This is a genomic window from Flavobacterium notoginsengisoli, assembly GCF_014207905.1.
Taxonomy (GTDB): Bacteria; Bacteroidota; Bacteroidia; order Flavobacteriales; family Flavobacteriaceae; genus Flavobacterium; species Flavobacterium notoginsengisoli_A.
Genome location: NZ_JACHLB010000001.1, coordinates 892214 through 916243, shown reverse-complemented (window position 1 = coordinate 916243; position 24030 = coordinate 892214). Strand labels below are relative to the sequence as shown.

18 protein-coding genes are annotated in these 24030 nt (G+C 33.4%); 8 read left to right on the top strand and 10 right to left on the bottom strand.

Translation table 11 applies throughout. The features are described from left to right. Window positions 1-19: 19 nt before the first annotated feature. On the bottom strand, window positions 20-1609 hold the full coding sequence (locus HNP35_RS03920; protein ID WP_184158261.1) for a L,D-transpeptidase family protein: 1590 nt from the start codon (window positions 1607-1609) through the stop codon (window positions 20-22). 427 nt (window positions 1610-2036) lie between these two features. Between HNP35_RS03920 and HNP35_RS03915 the strand changes: the two genes are divergently transcribed. The 3 genes from HNP35_RS03915 (at window position 2037) to HNP35_RS03905 (ending at window position 3992) form a co-directional block, all read left to right on the top strand. Further along, window positions 2037-3167, top strand: coding sequence for an Mrp/NBP35 family ATP-binding protein (locus HNP35_RS03915; protein WP_184158263.1), 1131 nt, complete (start codon window positions 2037-2039; stop codon window positions 3165-3167). 70 nt (window positions 3168-3237) lie between these two features. Next, window positions 3238-3477 carry a NifU family protein gene (locus tag HNP35_RS03910; RefSeq protein WP_057116000.1) on the top strand — a complete coding sequence of 80 codons (240 nt, stop codon included), beginning with the start codon at window positions 3238-3240 and terminating at the stop codon, window positions 3475-3477. A gap of 197 nt (window positions 3478-3674) precedes the next feature. Then, on the top strand, window positions 3675-3992 hold the full coding sequence (locus HNP35_RS03905) for a 2Fe-2S iron-sulfur cluster-binding protein (protein ID WP_095929730.1): 318 nt from the start codon (window positions 3675-3677) through the stop codon (window positions 3990-3992). Between the two features lie 53 nt (window positions 3993-4045). On the opposite strand, the gene HNP35_RS03900 is transcribed toward HNP35_RS03905, so the two are convergent. From HNP35_RS03900 to HNP35_RS03875, 6 genes are all read right to left on the bottom strand, one after another. Next, window positions 4046-4594 carry a CbrC family protein gene (locus HNP35_RS03900; RefSeq protein ID WP_184158265.1) on the bottom strand — a complete coding sequence of 183 codons (549 nt, stop codon included), beginning with the start codon at window positions 4592-4594 and terminating at the stop codon, window positions 4046-4048. Between the two features lie 11 nt (window positions 4595-4605). Next, window positions 4606-5292, bottom strand: coding sequence for a DUF6058 family natural product biosynthesis protein (locus HNP35_RS03895; protein WP_184158267.1), 687 nt, complete (start codon window positions 5290-5292; stop codon window positions 4606-4608). A gap of 31 nt (window positions 5293-5323) precedes the next feature. Then, on the bottom strand, window positions 5324-5872 hold the full coding sequence (locus HNP35_RS03890; protein WP_184158269.1) for a YcxB family protein: 549 nt from the start codon (window positions 5870-5872) through the stop codon (window positions 5324-5326). Window positions 5873-6039: 167 nt separating this feature from the next. Then, window positions 6040-7029, bottom strand: a complete 990-nt coding sequence (locus HNP35_RS03885; protein WP_184158278.1) for an aspartate-semialdehyde dehydrogenase — start codon at window positions 7027-7029, stop codon at window positions 6040-6042. A gap of 175 nt (window positions 7030-7204) precedes the next feature. Beyond that, window positions 7205-7585 (bottom strand): large conductance mechanosensitive channel protein MscL, encoded by a 381-nt coding sequence (gene mscL, locus HNP35_RS03880; protein WP_184158280.1) that lies wholly within the window; start codon window positions 7583-7585, stop codon window positions 7205-7207. A gap of 68 nt (window positions 7586-7653) precedes the next feature. Further along, the gene (locus tag HNP35_RS03875) at window positions 7654-10122 is read right to left on the bottom strand and encodes a bifunctional UDP-N-acetylmuramoyl-tripeptide:D-alanyl-D-alanine ligase/alanine racemase (protein WP_184158282.1); all 2469 of its coding nucleotides are present in this window, start codon (window positions 10120-10122) and stop codon (window positions 7654-7656) included. A 289-nt stretch (window positions 10123-10411) separates the two neighbouring features. On the opposite strand from HNP35_RS03875, the gene HNP35_RS03870 reads away from it, so the two are divergent. Next, the gene (locus HNP35_RS03870; RefSeq protein WP_246453322.1) at window positions 10412-11017 is read left to right on the top strand and encodes a hypothetical protein; all 606 of its coding nucleotides are present in this window, start codon (window positions 10412-10414) and stop codon (window positions 11015-11017) included. Here HNP35_RS03870 and HNP35_RS03865 read toward each other — a convergent pair. Beyond that, on the bottom strand, window positions 11012-11716 hold the full coding sequence (locus HNP35_RS03865) for a porin family protein (RefSeq protein ID WP_184158284.1): 705 nt from the start codon (window positions 11714-11716) through the stop codon (window positions 11012-11014). The genes HNP35_RS03870 and HNP35_RS03865 overlap by 6 nt on opposite strands. Before the next feature lie 224 nt (window positions 11717-11940). Between HNP35_RS03865 and HNP35_RS03860 the strand changes: the two genes are divergently transcribed. From HNP35_RS03860 to HNP35_RS03845, 4 genes are all read left to right on the top strand, one after another. Further along, the gene (locus HNP35_RS03860) at window positions 11941-12294 is read left to right on the top strand and encodes a hypothetical protein (RefSeq protein ID WP_184158285.1); all 354 of its coding nucleotides are present in this window, start codon (window positions 11941-11943) and stop codon (window positions 12292-12294) included. A 161-nt stretch (window positions 12295-12455) separates the two neighbouring features. Next, window positions 12456-14663, top strand: coding sequence for a TonB-dependent receptor (locus HNP35_RS03855; RefSeq protein WP_184158287.1), 2208 nt, complete (start codon window positions 12456-12458; stop codon window positions 14661-14663). Window positions 14664-14868: 205 nt separating this feature from the next. Continuing rightward, a complete protein-coding gene (locus tag HNP35_RS03850; RefSeq protein ID WP_184158289.1) occupies window positions 14869-16977 on the top strand; it encodes a prolyl oligopeptidase family serine peptidase in 2109 nt (702 codons plus the stop codon). A gap of 245 nt (window positions 16978-17222) precedes the next feature. Further along, window positions 17223-18218, top strand: a complete 996-nt coding sequence (locus HNP35_RS03845) for a Gfo/Idh/MocA family protein (RefSeq protein WP_184158291.1) — start codon at window positions 17223-17225, stop codon at window positions 18216-18218. A gap of 113 nt (window positions 18219-18331) precedes the next feature. On the opposite strand, the gene HNP35_RS03840 is transcribed toward HNP35_RS03845, so the two are convergent. Together HNP35_RS03840 and dnaE are read right to left on the bottom strand one after the other, a co-directional pair. After that, window positions 18332-19300, bottom strand: a complete 969-nt coding sequence (locus HNP35_RS03840) for an outer membrane beta-barrel protein (protein WP_184158293.1) — start codon at window positions 19298-19300, stop codon at window positions 18332-18334. Between the two features lie 178 nt (window positions 19301-19478). Beyond that, window positions 19479-24014, bottom strand: coding sequence for a DNA polymerase III subunit alpha (gene dnaE / locus HNP35_RS03835; RefSeq protein ID WP_184158295.1), 4536 nt, complete (start codon window positions 24012-24014; stop codon window positions 19479-19481). Window positions 24015-24030 lie beyond the last annotated feature (16 nt).

The following is a 24030-nucleotide window of genomic DNA, read 5'->3' as shown; positions in this document are numbered from 1 at the left end:
TCGGGCTTTTATTTTGATCTTAATTCATAGTTACAGTATCTGAATACAGAAGCTTATCTAAACTTTCATCACGGCTGTATACATCTGGAAAAAAATTTATTTCACCATTATCTTGAACCCAAGCCGTAAAATAACCAATGTAAACCGGAATTTTATTTTTGAGCATACAAGTGGTTTCCTTTTCGCCACTCATTGCTTTGTCTATTTTCTCTACCGGCCAATCTGGGTCATCTTTTAAAATCGCCAATGCCAGATTTTTTGCTTCTTTTACATTAATACAGCCATGGCTAAAAGTACGGTTTTCAAACTCGAATAAACTTTTTGCAGGCGTATCGTGCATGTAAATATCATTTGGATTTGGAAACATAAATTTGACTAATCCTAATGAATTTTTTGGTCCAGGTTTTTGTCGTACGCGACCTCCATTCCATTCCATATTGTTTTCTGCCAGATAATTTTTATCTCTGGCGATCTGTGATTTCAATTCGTTTTGGACGATACTGTTCGGAACATTCCAATACGGACTAAAAACAATTCGATCCATATTTCCGCTAAAAATTACCGTTTCACTAAGTCGATTGCCAACAAAAATATCCGAAACAAGTGCATATTGTCCGTCTTTGACATAAAACATTCTGAATGATGGAATATTAACCATAACATATTCTTTTGCCTGAGATAATTTGGTCGGAATCCAGCGGCAACGCTCCATGTTTAGCATAATCGTTTTGATTCTTTTGCTAATTGGTTCGTTCAACTGATTGATATGATCTCTCGTTATAGCATAATTCAGCTTAAGATTATATCTTTTTTTATAGTTTAAAACTCCCGCCATTAACTCTTCATCATAAACATTACTTTTAGAATCTCGTTTAAGATCTCCATCAATAAACAAACGGTGTCTTATCTGTCCTATCGCTACGGCAGAATCATCAGGTCTTAAATCTTTATAAGCAGCACTATCAATTATAATTTTTTGCCAAAGACCATCTTTTTCTATCTGTCTGTATTTTTTTAGAGCATCTTTTAGTTTATAATACTGGCTAAACATTAAATTATCATCTTCATTCAATCTATTGGTATCTACAATCAAAGAATCTAATATTTTGGAATATGAAATAGTTTTAGCCGGAAGATACCAGCCAATTTTCTTCAATGTCGCAGGATCTACGCCAGAATAAACATTACTGGCATAAAAAACATACATACTTGTTAAAAGCAATTCTGTATCAATTTGTGGAGGCTCTATATTATCACTTTCATTAAAGGCTTCATCAATTACTTCTTTGTATGGTAATTTATTGTCAATTCCTTGATCTTTAAGCACATTTACTTTTTGGTACAATAATGCTCCAAATTCAGTTATTTTGTTATCATCATACCAAATAGATTTGTACTGTTTGGTTTTATAAATATCCTCAACATCTTTCTGATATTTTTTCAGTTTAGGATATTTTTTAAAAAATGCATTTATAGATGCCGCATCTATCGTAACAGCCAAAGCATTTTTAGCGGTTTCCTTATGTATAATTTTCTTTGGAAATGAGTTAAAAGAAAATACCAAAAAGCTAATTGCAACAATACAGGTAGAAAAAGTAAAATTTCGCATATTTCTAAAGTTTAAGTGGAAGAAAATAACTTTAAAAAAAATATCGAAAACCCAAAAAACACTTCTAGAAAAACAAGTTTTCGTATTCTTTTTACATCTGAAAATCATCGATTTGGGCTATCAAATATACACAAGATTTGTGAGATTTTAATGGTAAAAAACAGAAAATTTTGACAAAAAAATGACCTTAATTTTTCAAAAATTTTAGTTCATTTTAAAGAAAATCGTTTTATCTGGTAATCAATTGAGCATCAAAATGTACTTCAAAATTGATCTTACATAATTTTGAATAATCTCTCTATCAATAATTACAATTTAAAAACGCTTAATTCCGAACTTAATCTGTTATCTTTGCACCCTGAAATCAGTTTAACTAGTTATAGTTTTAAAAATTGGCTTCTTAGAATAGAAAAAATAGCCCATTACAATGAAATTAGATAGAAAAGAAATTCTTAAAGCTTTAGAATCAATTACTATTGCTGGAGAAGGAAAAAATATGGTTGAAAGCGGCGCTGTAACCAATGTTATTACATTTGGAGATGAAGCTGTGGTAGACCTTGTGTTGCATACACCTGCAATGCACATCAAAAAAAGAGCAGAAGACGATATCAAAAAAACAATTCACGAATTAATATCGCCAGACGCAAAAGTAAAAGTGAACATTAAAGTAGAATCTCCAGAGAAACCTGAAATTAAAGGTCGTGCAATTCCTGGAATCAAAAATATTATTGCTGTTGCTTCTGGAAAAGGAGGAGTAGGAAAATCTACTGTTACAGCAAATTTAGCTGTTACACTTGCAAAAATGGGATTTAAAGTTGGTGTTTTAGATGCTGATATTTATGGTCCTTCGATGCCGATTATGTTCGACGTTGAAAACGAAAAACCAGTTTCTATTACTGTTGATGGAAAATCAAAAATGAAACCTATTGAAAGTTATGAAATCAAAATGCTTTCTATCGGATTCTTTACAGCGCCAAGCCAAGCCGTAATCTGGAGAGGTCCAATGGCAGCAAAAGCTTTAAATCAAATGATTTTTGATGCAGATTGGGGAGAATTAGATTTTATGTTACTTGACTTACCTCCTGGAACTGGAGATATTCACTTATCTATCATGCAGTCACTTCCAATTACTGGAGCTGTTGTAGTAAGTACTCCACAAGCTGTAGCACTTGCAGATGCTAAAAAAGGAGTTGCAATGTTCATGCAAGACAATATCAATGTTCCTGTTTTGGGAATTATCGAAAATATGGCGTACTTTACACCAGAAGAATTGCCAGAAAATAAATATTACATTTTTGGACAAGAAGGCGCTAAAAACCTTGCTCAAGATTTAGAAGTTCCATTTTTAGGAGAAGTTCCAATTGTTCAGTCTATTCGTGAAGCAGGAGATTACGGTCGTCCAGCAGCATTGCAGACAGCTTCTCCAATAGAAAAAGTTTTTGAAGAAATCACAAGAAATGTGGTTCAGGAAACAGTAAACAGAAACGAAAGTTTACCAGCAACAGAAGCCATCAAAATTACAACAATGGCGGGTTGTTCGGCAGTTAAGAAAAATTAGATAATGAGATAATCTGTCAATTGGATAATTTTCTAATTGGCACATTTTCATAATTGACAAATTAAATATTATGACAACAGAAGAATTAACAAATAATGTTTTATTGGCCTTAGACGAGATAAGACCATTTTTAAAATCTGATGGTGGAGATATTTCATTAATTTCTATCGAAGATGATAAACATGTAAAAGTTCGTTTGGAAGGGGCTTGTATTAGCTGCAGCGTGAATCAAATGACACTGAAAGCAGGAGTTGAAACAACAATAAAAAAATATGCACCGCAAATTGAAACTGTGGTAAATATTATGTAATAAACAAAATTGTTTTTTTCGACTAATGTTTTTACAGTGAATCGATAAGAGTTTCCGATGTTTAGAATATACATCGAACCATCTTTTCATCATCATCGCATTATTAAAAAGCCTAAAACAGTAATCGAAAAATTTAAAATTAATTACAGAATTTGAACACGTTTTCAAATTCTAAAATAAAATTCCAATAATTTAAAATGGATGTATTAATCAAGATTAAAGATCGAGAAGGAGTTATTCACGAATTACAAGCTCCTACTGATATGGCAATGAATATAATGGAGTTATGCAAAGCATACGAACTTCCTGTTGAAGGAACTTGCGGCGGAATGGCCATGTGCGCTTCTTGCCAATGTTATGTTCTAAATGACGTTGCATTACCAGAAATGGGAGACGATGAAGAAGCAATGCTTTCTGAAGCATTTTACGTAAAATCTAATAGCCGTTTAGGCTGTCAGATTCCAATTACTGAAGAATTAGAAGGTTTGGAATTAGAACTGGCTCCGGAATACTAAAAAATAAAAAGCGAGGATTGTTAATTCTCGCTTTTTTTTTATTTTCCGAACTCTTAATCACAATCCGCATGTAATCTATGCTGACCACAATTTACACATTGAAACAAATAACCAACAAGACTTCCATTTGTTGTTAAATGATTCGTAATAAATTCAGGATCATAACCGATATTTATCTCAATATCTTCTTTAAGCTCCTCTAAATATGGTTTAATAATTTCACTATCAGCATAACCTACAAATGCGCACGGTTCATTACAATGTGTTAGCCAAATCTCTTGTTGCCAACTTATGTAACTTGGAGTTCTTTCGCTAATTTCTAATAAGCTATCTTTAGGAATATTTATTTTACTTTGAATTGAAGGATCTGGCGACACTCCTTCAATACCGCAATAATCATTGAATTCTCCTTCATACTTTTTAGCGGCACTGCCATCATGAATACACCATGGACAAATATATTCTGGCTCTTCAATACTATAGAAAGAACTTGTGTATTTTAAATTTCTTTTATTATTACAAACTGAACACGTACCCTCTTCTTCTGCAAAGACATCAATTTTGTATGCGTTCGGACTATACTTAAATTTAGGCAATTCCATTATATAATATTTTATTGATTGTACTTTTTTTCTAACTCTTCTAAAGAAAACTCCTTTAGCAATTTATCTAAATACTTTCCTCTGCTGCTTAATTCTCTTTGATATGGTGCAAATAAACTAGTCGATTTATTGAATTCTTCATTGAGTGCTTTCAATTCCTCTAGCTCTTCTCTCGTTACTGAAGTTGATTTCTTTTCTATAAAATTTAGAATTCTTTTTATAGCAATTTCTTTATTGATAATTGCTTCTTCATTATTATTTAAAGTACAAATTCCGTAAACTCCTTTACAGAAATAATTCCACTCTTCTTCTAATGCATTTTCAATTTTTAAATTATCAAAATTCCCGTTTTGATCAAAAACATTTCCGTATGCAAAGGTTTTGTAAGCATGATTTTTTAGATTTGACAATAAGTTTTCTTTAAAAATTCTTTTGAACTTTTCAGGATCTAGATTCTCAACATTATCTTTAATAAGCTGTAAAACACTTGGATGAAAATACTTTCTTTCAATAGAAACTTTATGACTATCACTTAAAGATGAACTGATTGTAATATCTGAGTTTATAACATAAGAAGGCTCTGGAACAAGTTTGTTTTTAATTAATTCATTAAGCTTATCTGAAGAGATATTTGCCATTTTAGTTACTTCTTCAAACACTATATAATTTTCTGCAATATATTTTAGATTTTTATCCATTTCTTGTTTTGTTCTTGGTGAAATTAAAGTTTTATTTCCACTTCCAATCTAGCTCTGAGATAAATTCGATTTTTATTTTGTTACATATTTTTTTTAATTCCTCTCGTAAAACAGCAACGTTTTCAATTCCATTTTTCGGAATTATTAAATTTGAATTTGTTTTTAAACCGATAAAAATATATTCTTGAATCTCACTTATATTTTCAAAAACAGAAAAATTAATTACTGAATTTCCTATTCCTTCTGAAAAAGCTTCTAACGTATCTTCTTTGAATATTATTTTAGAAACAATTCCTATTCTATTTCTGAAATTTTCGTTGACATATTTCTTAAAAAGTTTATAATAATACTTTTTCAAATAAAAAGGAAAAAGTAAAAAACAAATGATACTTGCTATTCCAAAATAATAAGCCAAAAACATATTTTTAGTTATAAAAAATAAAAGTCCTATTACTAATAATAATACAAACACTAATAATCTAGAAATTTTTCTTTGTTTTTCAATTAATTTACTTTTTGATGCAAGATATAATTGCTGTTGTAAATAATCGTTTTCTGTTAAACTGTAGTTTAGTTCCATAAATAAAAATATTTCCGAAACGCAAAATTAAATTTAACCTAAAAACTCCGATATCCTTCAAAGCCATAAAACCAACAAAATAAGTCAATTACAAAAACAAAAAAACCGTAATTACATTACTGCAATTACGGTTTTTTCTTTATAACAATTTTCTTTAATCTCTCAGCTTACACCAAACCAGCTTGAATTAAATATTCAGCAATTTGGATAGTGTTTGTTGCAGCACCTTTTCTTAAGTTATCAGCAACAATCCACATGTTTAAAGTATTTGGCTGGCTTTCGTCACGACGGATTCTTCCAACAAAAACATCATTTTTACCTTCTGCGTATAATGGCATTGGATATGTAAATGCATCTAAATTATCTTGTACCGTTACACCATCTGTATTGTGCAAGATTTCGCGAACTTCATTTACCTCAAAATCATTTGTAAACTCAACATTTACTGCTTCGCTATGTCCACCAACAACTGGTACACGAACTGCAGTAGCCGTAACTCTAATCGTGTTATCAGCAAGAATTTTTTGAGTTTCACGAACTAACTTCATTTCTTCTTTAGTATATCCGTTTTCTTCAAAACTGTCGCAGTGAGGAATTGCATTTCTGTGAATTGGGTATTTGTAAGCCATATCACCTTGAATTCCTGCATATTCGTTTTCTAATTGTTTTACCGCTTTTACACCAGTTCCAGTGATAGATTGGTAAGTAGAAACAATGATTCTTTTAATATTGTATTTTTTATGCAAAGGAGCCAAAGCCATTACCATCTGAATTGTAGAACAGTTTGGATTTGCAATGATTTTATCTTCTTTAGTTAAAACAGAAGCGTTGATTTCTGGAACAACCAATTTCTTAGTTGGGTCCATTCTCCATGCAGAAGAGTTATCGATAACCGTAGTTCCCGCAGCTGCAAATTTTGGTGCCCATTCTAATGAAGTATCTCCACCAGCTGAGAAAACAGCGATATCAGCTTTCATATCAACTGCTGTTTGTAAACCGACTACTTTATATTTTGTTCCTTTATATTCAATTTCTTTTCCTACTGATCTTTCAGACGCAACAGGAATTAATTCTGTAACAGGAAAATTTCTTTCCGCTAAAACTTTAAGCATTACTTCGCCAACCATTCCGGTAGCACCTACAACTGCAATTCTCATTTTTATATGTTTAAATATTCTATTAATCTAATTTGTATCGCAAAAGTAAACATAATAAAAGTCTCTGCAAGGCTATTCACAAAAAATAACAAAATGTTACAAAATAAACATTTTGTAAAAAAACCGCCTCTTTAGAAGGCGGTTAAGTTAGACTTAGTGTAGCGGTATTATATTTTTATTTATTTTTCAATAAATCTCTAATCTCAGTAAGCAATTCTTCCTGCGTTGGTGCTGCAGGCTGATTTGGAGCTGGTTCTTCTTTCTTTTTAAGACTGTTTATTGCTTTAATAATCAAAAACAAAACAAAAGCAACAATAAGAAAGTTAATTACTGCTGAAAGAAACAGACCATATTTAACTCCACCAAAAGCAGTTAAATCTTCTATTTTTGACAAATGAGCCGCATCTAAAGCTGGTTTTAAAACCAACGGCGTAATTACATCTTCAATAAATGAACTTACAATTTTACCAAAAGCAGCTCCAATAATTACTGCAACAGCAAGATCAACTACGTTGCCTTTCATTGCAAATGCCTTAAATTCTGAAAAAAATCCCATATCGTATTTGTTTACATTTATAATAAGTGAATCCCGAAAATACGCAATTTTCTTGAAATTTCTTAAAATTATCTAAAAAATACACGCTTTACACGTTGCGAAATACTCGTCATTATCTCATACGGAATCGTTTTTAACGCTACAGCCATCTCAATAACGGTTGGGCTTTCGCCGAAAATAATTACAGAATCTCCTTCTTTGCAATCTATTTCTGTCACATTTACCATCAGCATATCCATGCAGACACTTCCAACGATTGGTGCTTTTTGATTTTTAATGACTACAAAACCAACTTCATTGCCCCATAATCTTGCTATTCCGTCTGCATAACCAATCGGAATTGTAGCAATTTTGGTTTCTTTTTCTGCCATAAAACGACGCCCGTAACCTACGCTATCGCCAGCCGGAATGGTTCTAACTTGAGAAATGATAGATTTTAATGTTCCAACATTTTCTAAATATTTCTGTTCTGAAGCATCATTGGAAACGCCATACAAACCAATTCCTAAACGAACCATATTATATTGCGCATTCGGGAAATTGCTAATTCCAGAAGTATTCAAAATATGACGAATCGGATTGATATTTAATTCAGAAATCAATCTTGAAGATAATTTTTCAAACAAAGCAATTTGCTGATTGACAAAATCATAATGCTTTGGATCATCACTTGTTGCTAAATGAGATAAAATACTTTGGACACGAACGGTCGAATTTCCTTTTAAAGTATCTATTAATTCTTGAAGTGTATTTTCTTCAAAACCTAAACGATGCATTCCCGTATCAATTTTTATATGAATTGGAAAATCTTTTAAATTCTTTTCACGAGCAATTTTCAAAAAGGCATTTAATCCTTTTATGCTGTAAATTTCAGGTTCTAATTGGTATTGTATAATAGAAGGAAAACTTGTCGATTCGGGATTTAAAACCATAATTGGTAATTTTATTCCGCCATTTTTTAGTGAGATTCCTTCATCCGCGAAAGCGACACCTAAATAATCTACTTTATGATGTTCTAATAATTTGGCAATTTCTAAACCGCCATTTCCATAACCAAAAGCTTTTACCATTACCATCATTTTGACATTTGGAGCCAGTTTTGATTTGAAATAGTTGAAGTTATGACTAATAGCGTCTAGGTTTATTTCTAGAACTGTTTCATGTGTTTTCTCTTCCAGAAGCGAGACAATTTCTTCAAAATGAAATGATCTTGCGCCTTTTACCAAAATGGTTTCATTGGCAAAATTCAAACTTTCAATTGCGTCGATAAATTCATTTTTTGTTTGGAAAATAATAATGTTCGGAAATTTATCTGCAAAAGTGCTGATTGTCTCCCCGATTCCGATTACGCGATTTATTTTATTGGATGCAATTAAATCGGCAACTTTTGTATAAAGTTCTTCATTTGAAAATCCGCTTTGAAAAATATCCGATAAAATGACCGTTTTAGAAGCGTTCTTTTTCTGGCTTTCTAAAAAGTCTAAAGCAATTTTTAAAGACTGAAAATCGGAACTATAACTATCATCAATAATACTGCAATTATTAATTCCGTTTTTTACTTCCAAACGCATTTGAACTGGATAAAGCATTTCAATTCGATTTTGAATCGTTTTCTGATCGTAATTAAAATGCAGTAAAACCAATAAACAAGAAATCGCATTTTCTACCGAAGCAGAATCACTAAATGGAATTTCTAAATGAAATTTCTCTTTTTTGTATTGATATGTAATATGTGTGTGATCGTTTTTGTTTTCTTTTTTTAGAACAAAAATATCTGCACTTTTATCTGTAAAACTCCACGAAAAAAGCTTTCGCGGATGCATCATATATTCTGCCGCAAATTGCGTTAGACAAGAATCTACAAGTTCATTTTTTTGATAAATAATGACTGGACAATCTTTGAACAAAAGCAGTTTTTCGTCGATCTTTTGTACCAAATTCAAAAAACCTTCATCGTGTGCAGAACCAATACTCGTTAAAATACCGATATTAGGTTTAATGATTTTCTCCAATTTCGCCATTTCGTTTACTGTAGAAATGCCGGCTTCAAAGATTCCTAAATTGTGGTTTTCATTAATAGAAATAACAGAAAGAGGAACTCCGACTTGAGAGTTGTAGCTTTTAGGGCTTCGAACAATATTGTAATCTGGACTCAACAAAAAATTAAGCCATTCTTTTACAATCGTTTTTCCGTTACTTCCTGTTAATCCAATTATAGGAAAATGGAAAAGACTTCTATAATATCCTGCAAATTCCTGAAGCGCATTTAAGGTATTTTCAACAACCAAAAAATTAGCTTTATCGGTACAATTTTCAGGAATATGCTGTACCACAAAATTCCGAACTCCCTTTTCTATTAAATCGGAAATAAACAAATGAGCATCATTGTTTACGCCAACCAAAGCAAAAAATAAAGTTTGCGATCCGTTTTGTAGTGAACGACTGTCAATTGAAATGTGATCAATTAAAACAGCGTCTTTTGAGCCAGTCCATTTGGCATTTATAACTGAGATTAGGTCTTTTGAATTTATGCTCATTTAGAAATTTCTTTTTTTCAAAATTAAGATATTAAAGATAGAAAAGAGTTGTGATTTTCTTAAAAATAATGTGCGTACGCAATTAAAAAAGTTGCCACGAATTACACTAATTTTCACGAATTGATTTTTAAATAATTCTCACAATTAAAAACAATTATTGGCAATTTAAAATCCGTTTAATCCTTTTAATCTGTGGTAAACAAACAAATTAATTAGTGAAAATTAGTGTAATTCGTGGCAGAAAACATTAATTGAGTATATTTGTTTTTACACCACAAAATTGAGCCTTTTGAAAAATTTACTTCCCATTTTCTCTTATATATTACACCCGATTTTTATATCGGTTTATGCCACTTTGTTTTATTTGTATGCAGCGGGAGATGTTTTTGGCACTCAAGAAAAATATTATGTTTTAATTCAAATTGCGGTTATCAATGTAATTGTTCCTGTTTTGTTTTATTTACTTTTAAAATCAACTGGACATGTAAAATCGATAATGCTAAGTCAGGTTTCTGAAAGAACAGTTCCGCTTGTGTTGCAATGTTTTTTATATATTTTATTGGTAAAAAGAAGTATTGTAATTACTCGTTATCCGGAACTTCATTTCTTTTTCTTGGGAGCTTTATTCAGTACCATTTTAGCTTTAGTCTTTGTACTTTTCAAGAAAAAGGCCAGCTTACATATGGTTGCCATTTCTGGTTTTGCCATTTTTGTAATAGGCTTAAATATTCATTTTCAAATGCATAATCCGTATTGGCCTGCATTATTAATTTTGTTATCTGGGGTTGTTGCTTCATCTCGCCTAGAAATGAATGCACACACCTCTAGAGAAATACTTTTCGGACTCTTTATCGGAATAATGCCGCAACTTTTATTTTTATACCTGTGGTTATAAAATATAAAAGATCAATCCCGCATTTAAGGTTTTCATATTGATTTTCTCACCCGACAAAGTGGTTGCAGAATTAAACAACGGACTTAAACCATAATACAAGTAAACGTTCCATGTATTATATCCTGCGGCAATATAAGGTCCATATTGAAATTTATTGATTGCTGCATTATTTTTTATCCTGTATGTTTTTTCTCCATCATCTAAAATGGATGAATTTGAAAAGATATAACTCAGTTTTACACCTCCGTAAATACGCCAGAATTTAGTGCTTTCGTAAGTTGAATTTCTCCATCTAAATTCTATCGGAAGATCTACAGAATATTGTCTGTATCGATTGGAAACAAACTCTCCATAATCATTTACGCCATATATAATAGCTCCTGAACCATCTTGAGAAATAGTCAAATTTTGATAATAGTTCTGATAACTCAATCCTAAACCAGCCGCAATGGCAACTGTTCTCGATTTATTAATCGGCATATCACGTAAAAAACCTCCAGAAAGCCCGAGTGAGAACTTATTTTGTTTAAAATCAATCGGAATATCGGTAAACATATTATACGTTACAGAAAAGTAAAACTGATCTTCTCGATATAAAGAATCTATTTTTATAACTGGTTTTACTTCAGGCTTAACTGTTTCTTGCGCAAAAGAGTTAAAAAAAGTAAGTAAAAATAAACAGCTAAAAATAATTCGCATATCGTGGGTTTGGTTTTAGAAAGGTTTTAGAAATAAACGTTTTTAAAAGTATATTTATTTCATATACAAATATAATATAATGGTTTTTGTAGTTGCGACAAGAAACAAAAATATTCTCTTTTTGATGTCGCATAAAATTAATTGCTGCGTTTTTTTCAATAAATAACCTTGAACAGACAAAAAATAAATTAATTTTCTATTTAATCTTTATACCTTTGCGGAGTATGAAAAGAAAACAGCTCATATTAAGTTTGTCTTTTGCTGTCACAATATTGTTCTCGATATTGTTTCAGTCCATACACAGTTATGAGCATATTGTAAAACAGCTTTCAGAAAAACAATGTCATCATAATTACAATGACCCAAGTGGTGAAATTACGCATCAGCACCATGATTTTGAGGTTTGTTTTGTTTGTAATTTTGCTTTTGGAAGTTACATCGTTCCCGAAACTTTTCAATTTCAGTTTCATTCTTTTCAAAAACAAATTGCCTATTTCTTTCCTGTTTCAGAGAAGATTTTTTCTATTTCAACCACTTCTTATTTTTTACGTGGCCCTCCTGCAGTTATAGTTTCTTAAGTTTCGATTTTTCGAAAAAAATCACATTTCTTTCAATTTAAATTCAAATAACATTGAGTTTCCTAATCCTATTTTTACAATTAGGATCAGCAAGCTTTATCGTTAGTTTTTGATTTTTCATTCTAAGAAAAAAATCAAATTAACTATAGCATCATTTTCAAATGAAAAAATTTATAATTGCCCTTATTTTAGGGTTTTCGAGCATGCTTTCTGCTCAAAATTCGGTTTCAGGAACAGTAACTGATAACGAAAACACTCCTTTGCCAGGCGTTTCTGTTTATGCGCCAGAATTACACAAAGGAACGACTACAGACGCAAATGGAAAATACGAATTGAACAATCTTCCAAACGGAACTTTACGTCTTGCTTTTACTTACGTTGGATATGCCAATCAGAATAAAACGATTACTAAATTATTAAAACAAAACACTTTAGATATTACGCTTGAAGAATCAATTTTAGAAATGGACGAAGTGGTTGTTTCTACTCCTTTCAACAAATTGCAATCGCAAAACGTAATGAAAATTGAGCACGAAAGCATTAAGGCTTTGCAGCAAAAAGGAACCTCAACTTTAATTGAAGGTTTGGCAACAATTCCTGGAGTTTCTCAAATTTCTACAGGAACATCAATCGGAAAACCGGTTATTCGTGGTCTTAGCGGGAATCGTGTTTTGGTTTATTCTCAAGGTGTTCGTATCGAAAATCAGCAGTTTGGAGACGAACATGGTTTGGGTTTAAATGACGGCGGAATTGAAAGTGTGGAAGTTATTAAAGGACCTGCTTCTTTATTATACGGTTCTGATGCTTTGGGAGGTGTTTTATACTTCAATCCAGAAAAATTTGCTGATGCTGGCGATTTTAAAGCTAATTTCAGTCAAAAATATTTTACCAATACGCAAGGAAGCAATTCTTCTATCGGATTAAAAACTTCTACCGATAATTGGAAATTCTTGGTTAGAGGAGGTTACAACACCCATTCTGATTATAAAATTGCCGATGGCGACCGCGTAACCAATTCACGTTACAATGAAACCGATTTTAAAACTGGAATCGGTTACAGCAACTCCACTTTTTCTAGTGTTTTGAGATACAACTACAACAAATTGGATATCGGAATTCCAGAAGACGGAATTGCAGAACAATCTTCAAGCAAAGACACACAATTTCCGAGACAAGGAATTTTCAATCATTTATTGAGTTTGAATAATGTTATTTTCTTCGAAAACTCAAAATTAGATGTTGATTTGGGTTATATCGCAAATGATAGAAGCGAATTTGAAGACAGCAACGAAGCTTCTCTTCACATGAAACTGAATACTTTCAATTATAATGCAAAATATCATTTCCCTAAATTCGGAAAAATTGAAACTATTTTAGGCGTTCAAGGAATGCATCAAACCAATAAAAATTCTGGAGAAGAATATTTGATTCCAGATGCAACAACAAACGATTTTGGTGTTTTTGGAACTGCAAATTACGAATGGGACAACAGCGTTATTCAAGCCGGATTGCGTTTTGACAACAGAAATGTTACATCAATTGCTCACGGAACAGAAGGCGAAGAAGGTTATTTCTTGCCTCTTGACAAATCATTTGACAGTTTTAATGCATCATTAGGCTATAAAACAAAATTGGCTGAACCGCTAACATTGCGTTTGAATGTAGCTACAGGATTTAGAGCACCGAATTTAGCTGAATTAACTTCAAATGGTGTTCACGAAGGAACAAACCGTTATGAAATCGGAAATGCAAACCTGAAAACAGAACAAAACGTTCAAACTGATTTAAATTTAGAATACAAAAACACGCATTTTGAATTCTTCGTAAACGGATTTTACAATCATGTAAACAATTATATCTACACTTCGCCAACTGGAGAAGTTTTAGAAGACAACGATGTTTTCGCTTATGTTCAAGATAATGCAAAATTGTTCGGTGGTGAAGTTGGCTTACACTTTCATCCGCATCCTTTAGATTGGTTACATTTTGAAACTAGTTTTGAAACAGTTACAGGTAAAAAAGACAATAACGATTACTTGCCTTTAATTCCTGCAAACAACTGGAATAATACACTTAGAACTGAATTTAATATCAAAGACTGGTTAAGCGAAGGTTTTGCTTCTTTAAATGTTTCTTCTACTTTCAGCCAAGATAATGTAAGTGGTTTTGAAACAGCTTCTAAAGGTTACACTTTGGTGAATTTAGGTTTTGGTGGAACTGTAAAACTTGGAAAAACGGCATTTGACATTAACTTAAACGGAAACAATTTATTTGACAAAAAATATATTGCACACCTTTCTAGATTGAAAACAGACGGCATTCCAAACATTGGAAGAAACATTGTTTTGGGAGTTAATTTTAATTTATAATTTTTATTTAACCGCAAAGTACGCAAGGTTATTTTAGCTTGACTTTTAAAAATCTCGCAAAGACGTGAAGTCGCAAAGAAATTTTAAAACTTTGCGCCTCTGCGCCTTTGCGAGATTAATATTGAATACTTTTCGTTCTTTGCGGTTAATAACACAACAATCTCACAGAAAGTACTATTTTTGTTACAACAGATAAAAATTAACTATGAAAAAAACTTTTTTATTAATGGCAATCACAACTGCAGGAATTTCATTTGCCCAAAACAAAATCAAATATCCTGAAACTAAAAAAGGAGAAACAGTTGATGTATATTTTGATACAAAAGTTAGCGATCCTTACCGCTGGCTTGAAGACGACAAATCTGCTGAAACTGGAGCTTGGGTAAAAGCTGAAAATGAGGTAACTTACGGTTACTTAAATCAAATTCCATTTCGTGAAGAACTAAAAAAACGAATGGAAAAACTTTGGAACTACGAAAAAATTGGTGCTCCATACAAAGAAGGAAAATTCACTTATTATTCTAAAAATAACGGTCTTCAAAATCAATCTGTTGTTTACAGAAAAGATCAAAACGGAAAAGAAGAAGTTTTCTTAGATCCAAATACGTTTTCTAAAGACGGAACAACTTCTCTTGGTGGTTTAGATTTTTCTAAAGACGGTTCAAAAGCGGCTTATTCTATTTCTGAAGGAGGAAGCGACTGGAGAAAAGTTATTATTATCGATGCTATTTCTAAAAAAGTATTAGAAGACACTTTAGTTGATGTAAAATTCAGCGGAATTTCATGGCATGGAAATGAAGGTTTTTATTACTCTAGTTATGAGAAACCAAAAGGAAGCGAATTATCTGCAAAAACAGATCAGCATAAATTGTATTTTCATAAGCTAGGAACTGCTCAAAAAGACGATAAAGTAATTTTTGGCGCAGATCAGAAAAGAAGATATATTGGAGGCGGTGTCACAGAAGATGATCGCTATCTGATTATTACCGCAGCAAATTCTACTTACGGAAACGAACTATATATTAAAGACTTAACTAAACCAAATAGTCCAATTGTTACCATTGTAGATAACTTTAATGCTGAGAATTCGATTATTGAAAATGAAGGATCAAAACTGTTTATACATACTGACTACAATGCTCCAAACGGTCGTGTAGTTACGGTAGATGCAGCAAATCCAAAAGTAGAAAACTGGAAAGATTTCATCAAAGAAACTGAAAATGTTTTATCTCCAACAACAGGCGCAGGATACTTTTTTGCCAATTATACTAAAGATGCCGTGTCATTTGTATTACAATATGATTACAACGGAAAATTAGTTCGTGAAATCAAACTTCCTGCAGTTGGATCTGCTGGCGGTTTTGGTGGAAAAAAGAGTGAAAAAATCTTGTATTACAGCTTTACAAATTATACAACTCCAGGAAGCATCTATTCTTTTGAACCAAAATCTGGCAAATCTGAAGTATATCAAAAGCCAAAAGTTGATTTCAAAAGTGAAGATTACGAGTCAAAACAAGTATTCTATACTTCAAAAGACGGCACAAAAGTTCCTATGATTATTACGTATAAAAAAGGAACAAAACTAGATGGCAAAAACCCAACTATTCTTTATGGTTATGGCGGATTCAATGTTAGTTTAACTCCAAGTTTCAGCATTGCAAACGCAGTTTGGATGGAAAATGGTGGTGTGTATGCTGTTGCCAATTTAAGAGGTGGCGGTGAATACGGAAAAAAATGGCATGACGCAGGAACGAAATTGCAAAAGCAAAATGTTTTTGATGATTTTATCGCTGCAGCAGAATATTTAATTGCTCAAAAATATACTTCATCTGATTATTTAGCTATTCGCGGAGGTTCTAATGGAGGTTTATTAGTTGGAGCAACAATGACACAGCGTCCTGATTTAATGAAAGTAGCTTTACCAGCAGTTGGAGTTATGGATATGCTACGCTACAATGCTTTTACAGCTGGTGCTGGTTGGGCATTTGATTATGGAACAGCTCAAGACAATAAAGAAATGTTCGAATATTTAAAAGGATATTCACCAGTTCACAACGTTAAAAAAGGAACAAAATATCCAGCAACAATGGTTACAACAGGAGATCATGATGATCGTGTTGTTCCGGCACACAGTTTTAAATTTGCTTCTGAATTACAAGAAAAACAGGCTGGAGAAAATCCGGTTTTAATTAGAATTGATGTTAAAGCAGGTCACGGAGCAGGAAAATCTGTTGCGGCTTCTATTCAAGAAAATGTAGACATTCAAGCTTTCACACTTTACAATATGGGTTTTAAAGCTTTACCTAAAAAGTAAAACTTTAAACTTAATTTTTTTTAGCCACGAATTCACGAATTATTTTGTGAATATCGTGGCTTTTTATTTTGTTTCACGCAGATTCCCCAGATTATTGCAGATCTAAGCTGATTTAATTAATAAAAATTTGTGTACATCTGCTTAAATCATTTTTAATCTGCGTGAAAAAATAATTCGTGAATTCGTGGCTAACTTTTTTTAAATAATTCTTTTCACTTAAATTTGAGAAACTTAAAACTTGAACCATGAAAATTATAAAATGGGGAATCATTGGCTGCGGGAATGTAACAGAAGTAAAAAGCGGACCTGCTTTTCAGAAAGCGCCAAATTCTGCTTTAGTGGCTGTTATGCGTCGTGATGCAGCACTTGCCGAAGATTATGCCAAACGCCACAATGTTCCAAAATGGTATTCGAATGCTATTGATTTAATAAACGATTCAGAAGTCGACGCCGTATACATTGCTACTCCTCCATCTTCTCATAAAGAATATACTATTTTATGCGCCAAAGCAGGAAAACCTGTTTACGTAGAAAAACCAATGGCTTTAACTTTTGAAGAATGCAACGAAATGATCAGCGCCTGCAAAGAGCATAATGTTCCTTTGTTTGTTGCTTACTATAGAAGAGCTTTGCCTCGTTTTTTAAAAATTAAAGAAATAATTGATGAAGGTAAACTAGGAAACATTCGTCATGTAAATTGCGTTTTGTATCATCCTTTTGAACAGCGTTACGATGACGAGATCAATCTTCCTTGGACTGTTTTACCTCATATTTCTGGAGGCGGAATTTTTGTTGATCTTGCCTGTCATACTTTAGATTTTCTAGATTTTGTTTTAGGTCCGATAAAATCTGTTCGCGGACATGCGACTTCTCAATTAATGGCATATCCTGCCGAAGATGCCGTTTCAATGTCTTTTTTATTTGAAAATGGAGTTCACGGATCTGGTATTTGGAATTTTGCAAGTTTCGAACGTTATGATAACACTGAAATTGTGGGTGATAAAGGAAAAATTTCTTTCTCTACTTTCGGAAATGACTCAATTCATATTCAATATGCAAATGGAGAAAAAGAAAGTATTACAATAGAAAATCCATTGCATATTCAACAGCCTTTTATAGAAAGTGTTATGGCTGAACTTTTAGGAAAAGAGAATGCTTCAGCTTCAAAAGGAGTTTCCGGAGCTAGAACAACTTGGGTAATTGATCAGGTTTTGAAAGAGTTTAGAGAGACTTCTAAATAATATTTACAAAGTTTTATCATTTCGATCCTGAAACCTCGGAATCGAAATGACAAAACAAAAGAGGATATTCTTTCGAATATCCTCTTTTTGTAAACTATAATAACGGAATAAAATTATAGGCTATATTTAAGACCTAAAGTCAATCCTAAACCTGAAATACCAACATAAGAACTTAATTCGTCCATTGGTTTATCTTGATTAACACCATTAGGATTTGTTAAACTATTATTAGAATTTACATCTAAACGATCAACATAGTGTGTATGGTTTGAAGCAGTTGAACCAACTCTAAAATTCGTATTTTCATTCAATTTATTTACACCATTTTCAGTATAAATTGTAGTTTCTTTAGATTTTCCATGCACTGTAAAGTTACGGTATTCTAATTCAGCAAACGCAGAAATATGTTTTCCTAATTTATAAGAAGTTCCTAAAGCAGCCATAAATCCAAGTGTTGGATTTGGTTTTACTACATCTTTAGAATAAGCATCTGTAGCAGCAACCTGAGTTCCATTTACAAATGTTCTATATTCTCTATCTGTTTTAATATCTAATGTACCGTGAACTGGAACAATAACCCCTACTTTAGTGTAAGGTTCAAAACCATGAGCTTCTCCTAAAAACATTACGATTGCTGGAGCTAAATCAAAAGCTTTAATTTGACCTTCAGCTGTAAAATTCACGTAAGTCACTGGAACTGCTGCCGATGGATTCGGAGTAACCATTCTGTTTGTAGTTTGAGCCATTGTTTTCTCATTACTTACATAATAATTTGCAGACATCTCTACTCCTAAACGTGTAGAGAAACGGTATCCAGCAGTAATTCCACTTCTAAAACCTTGTCCAAAAGAACCTGTTATACTTTCTCTTGAAACTAATCTATTATTTCCTAAAGTTCCTGCATAAACATCTCTATTTGGTAATTGTCCACCAACAACTGGAAATTCAGTTGAAGCAGTTTGGTTAAAATAAGATCCACCTAATTTGAAATACCAGCTTTCTGGTTTGTCCGCTTTTTGTGTTTGCGCCATTGTTGCCATAGAGCAAACTAGCATTCCTAATAAAAATAGGTTCTTTTTCATAATTTTGATTTAATTGATTTATACAAACTTAGAGTATTTTTAACATATCCTTAAGTTTGTAAAGTTAGACTTGGAACGAAATCGTTGTAATTTTGGGCAATATTACTAAAAAACTATTATGCGTGCATATTTTTAACACAAAAAATTAACATGTGTTTAAATTTTAACTGTTAATTTTTTAGTTCAATTTAAAATTAATCTGCATTTTCTCTAATTCCTGTAGTAATTCCGCTGAAATCCTCACTTTTAAACGACGGCTAGGCATGGTTAATTTTGTAACCACTTTTATCTCTTCAACTTCATTTACCTCCTGAATCTTGGTGTCTTCCATAGCACTATCTTCATTTTCACCTTCTCCTTCGAAAACAGCATCTTCGGTTTCAAAATCTGTTGGTGTTTCTACCTCAACTAGTCGCTTTATGTTTTCTAATTCCATGATTTCGAAAGTCACAGAATTATCTCCTTTATTTTCATTAAACAAATGACTCAGCTTATGTATAAACTCAGGATGAAGATCTTTAATATTTAAAAGAAGGATCAGTTTTTTAGCGAAAGCTTCTAAAATATCTTGCAATTGTCGTATCTCAACAAACTGCATTCTTGGATCTGTTTTTTTACCTGTATCGTGATTTACCCATCCATCTTTGATCAAAATTTTCAAAAAGGCAAAATTATTTTGAATTAAGAAATGACGAAACTTCAAATATTCTTCCCCAAAAATTTTGAATTCATAACTTTCATCATACCCTTCTAAGTTGAAAGCCGCCCAGCCTTTTCCATTTTTAGCTACTCGATGCTGTACGTTATTGATAATTCCAGCAAAGTGTAAATTCTTGCCGACATATTCATTCATACTTTTCAATGATTCTAAACGAGAATTACAGAAGTATTTCATCTCAAATCTGAAATCATCAAGCGGATGTCCAGAAATATAAATCCCGACAACCTCTTTTTCTTTAGCGAGTTTTTCCATTGTACTCCAGTCTTCACATGGTGGTACAACTGGTTCAGCGATCTGCACTTCGCTAGCTTCTCCAAACAAACTTACTTGAGATGAATTTTCATTTTCTTGAAACTTCGATCCGTAACGCATTGCTTTTTCGTAGAAAGTAATTCCGTCACCATCATCATGAAAATATTGTGCTCTGGTTGTTCCTTCAAAAGAATCGAAACCTCCGGCAAGTGCTAAATTTTCAATCGCTTTTTTATTCGCAGCGCGCAAATCAATTCGTTTAGCTAAATCAAAAATCGATTTATATCTTCCGTCTTTTCTGTTTTCTACAATCGTTTCTACGGCTCCGGAACCCACACCTTTAATAGCTCCCATTCCGAAACGAACGGCATAATCGTCGTTTACAGTAAATTTATAGTACGATTCGTTTACATCTGGGCCTAAAACCTGTAATCCCATACGTTTACATTCTTCCATAAAGAACGAAACTTGTTTAATATCGTTCATGTTATTTGAAAGTACCGCTGCCATATATTCTGCAGGATAATGCGCTTTCAAATAAGCCGTTTGATAGGCAATCCAAGCATAACAAGTCGAGTGCGATTTGTTGAAGGCATAACTCGCAAAGGCTTCCCAGTCTTTCCAGATTTTCTCTAGAATTTTAGCGTCGTGACCTTTTGCTGCCGCTTGTTCAACAAACTTCGGCTTCATTTTATCTAGTACGTCTTTTTGTTTCTTACCCATCGCTTTACGCAAGACGTCGGCCTCACCCTTTGTAAATCCTGCCAAAGACTGAGACAAAAGCATTACCTGCTCCTGGTAAACTGTAATTCCATAAGTTTCAGATAAATACTCGGCACAGGCATCTAAATCGTATTTGATTTCCTCGTCACCATTTTTTCTTCGAACGAAAGAAGGAATATATTCCAAAGGCCCCGGACGATATAAAGCATTCATGGCAATTAAATCTCCAAAAACCGTTGGCTTCAGATCTTTCATATATTTCTGCATCCCTGGTGACTCATATTGGAAGATTCCAACGGTTTCACCTCTTTGGAAAAGCGCATACGTTTCTTCATCATCAATTGGAAAAGTATCTGGATTCAGCTCGATTCCTGTTCTATATTTTACCAGTTTTACGGTATCTTTTATCAGCGTAAGGGTCTTCAGACCCAAGAAGTCCATTTTCAGCAATCCGGCACTTTCTGCAACCGAGTTATCGAATTGTGTTACATATAAATCCGAATCTTTTGCAGTGGTAACAGGAACATAATTTGTAATATCCGACGGTGTAATGATTACCCCACAGGCGTGAATTCCCGTGTTACGCATCGATCCTTCCAGAATTTTTGCCTGCTGAATGGTTTCTCCTGCCAAATCATCTTCATTGGCAATCGCAATTAATTCTTTGACATTATCAAATTCGTCAGAACGAAGGGCTTTTTTGACTTCCTCTTCACTCTCAGAAATAAAACGCGCCAAGTTCCATTTGGACGGCATCATTCCTGGAATCAATTTTGCGATTCTATCGGCCTCGAATAATGGTAAATCCAGTACACGAGCCGTATCACGAATCGCCGATTTGGTCGCCATTTTACCATAAGTGATAATCTGCGCTACCTGTTTTTGTCCGTATTTATTGATTACATATTCCATTACACGTCCACGACCCTCATCATCAAAGTCGATATCAATATCGGGCATCGATACACGGTCAGGATTTAGGAAACGCTCAAAAAGTAAGTCGTATTTAATCGGGTCAATATTGGTAATTCCGAGACAGTAGGCAACGGCTGAACCCGCTGCAGATCCACGTCCAGGTCCTACCGATACATCCATGTTTCTTGCTTCGGCGATGAAATCCTGTACAATCAAGAAATATCCGGGATAACCGGAGTTCGAAATCGTCATTAATTCAAAATCCAAACGTTCCTGAATCGATTCGGTAATTTCGCCATATCTTCTTTTTGCACCTTCCATAGTAAGGTGTCTCAAATATTTATTTTCCCCGCGAACACCTCCGTCTTCTTCATCTTCAGGAACCATAAATTCGTCCGGAATTTCAAATTTCGGAAGTAATACATCTCGATATAAGGAGTATCCTTCAACCTTATCTATAATTTCCTGAATGTTGATAATGGCTTCCGGCAAATCAGCAAAAAGCTTTTTCATCTCATCTTGCGACTTGAAATAATATTCCTGATTTGGAAGTCCGTAGCGGTAACCACGTCCACGTCCAATTGGCGTTGCCTGCTTTTCACCGTCTTTTACGCAAAGTAAAATGTCGTGTGCATTGGCATCTTCTTTATTTAAATAATAAGTATTGTTCGTCGCAATTAATTTGACATTGTGTTTCTGCGAAAACTCAATCAGGGTTTTGTTTACACGATTTTCATCTTCCTGATTGTGGCGCATTACTTCCAGATAGAAATCTTCGCCAAATTGTTCTTTCCACCAAATCAATGCTTCTTCGGCTTGGTTTTCACCGATGTTCAAGATTTTACTCGGAATCTCTCCATATAAATTCCCAGACAAAACCATGATATCACCTTTGTATTGTTCTACAATTTTGCGGTCAATCCTTGGAACATAGTAAAATCCATCTGTATAGGCAATCGAAGCCATTTTAGCTAAGTTGTGGTATCCAGCTTTATTTTTAGCCATTAAAACAACTTGATAACCGTTGTCTTTTTTGCTTTTATCTAAGTGATTTTCGCAAATATTAAATTCACAGCCAACAATTGGTTTCACTTCAGTTTCAGTAGGTTCTTCTCCAGCTTCCACTAAAGCTTTATTTTTTCCTGAAGCTGCTTTATTATGGTTCATAACGGCGCTCACGAAATGGAAAGCTCCCATCATGTTTCCTGTATCGGTCATGGCAACGGCAGGCATTCCGTTTTTGGCTGCAGCTGCCACAATATTTCCAACTCCAATAGTAGATTGAAGAACCGAAAACTGTGTATGATTATGCAAATGCGCAAATTTTGCTACTTTAAAATCCGCTTTATCTTCTTCTGAAACTACATTTTGCGTGTCTTCTCCAGCTAAAGCTTTAAGCTGTTCTCTGATTTTATCAGAAGCTGCTTTTAAGTTGATATGTTTTAAGCCAATTAACTTAAATGGCTCTGGATTTCTTTCTTGAAAATCTTTGAAATACTCTTTCGGAACATCTAGTTCTTCTTTGGTAAAAACTTCTCTTCTAACCAATTCTAAGAAACAACGCGTAGTTGCCTCAACGTCGGCAGTTGCGTTGTGCGCTTCCGCGAATGGCTGATCGAAAAGATAGCTGTGTAATTCGGTCAAAGTTGGAAGTTTGAACTTTCCTCCACGACCTCCTGGAAGCTGTAATAAAGAAGCCGTAACTTCAGTACAGGTATCCAAAACAGGCATTGAACTCATTTGAGATTCAACTCCCATTCTATGAAATTCTGCTCCCATAATATTAACGTCGAAACCTAAGTTCTGACCGACAATATATTTGGTTTTGCTTAAAGCAATATTGAATTTCTCCAAAACTTCGGCCAAAGTGATTCCATCGGCTTCAGCCAATTCAGTCGAGATTCCGTGAATACGTTCGGCATCATAGGGAATGTTGAATCCTTCTGGTTTTACAAGGTAATCCTGATGCTCAACAAGCTGTCCCATTTCGTCATGCAACTGCCAAGCGATTTGTATACATCGAGGCCAGTTATCAGAATCGGTAATCGGGGCGTCCCAGCGTTTTGGTAATCCGGTTGTTTCGGTATCGAATATTAAATACATAAAGTCGTAAAAGTCA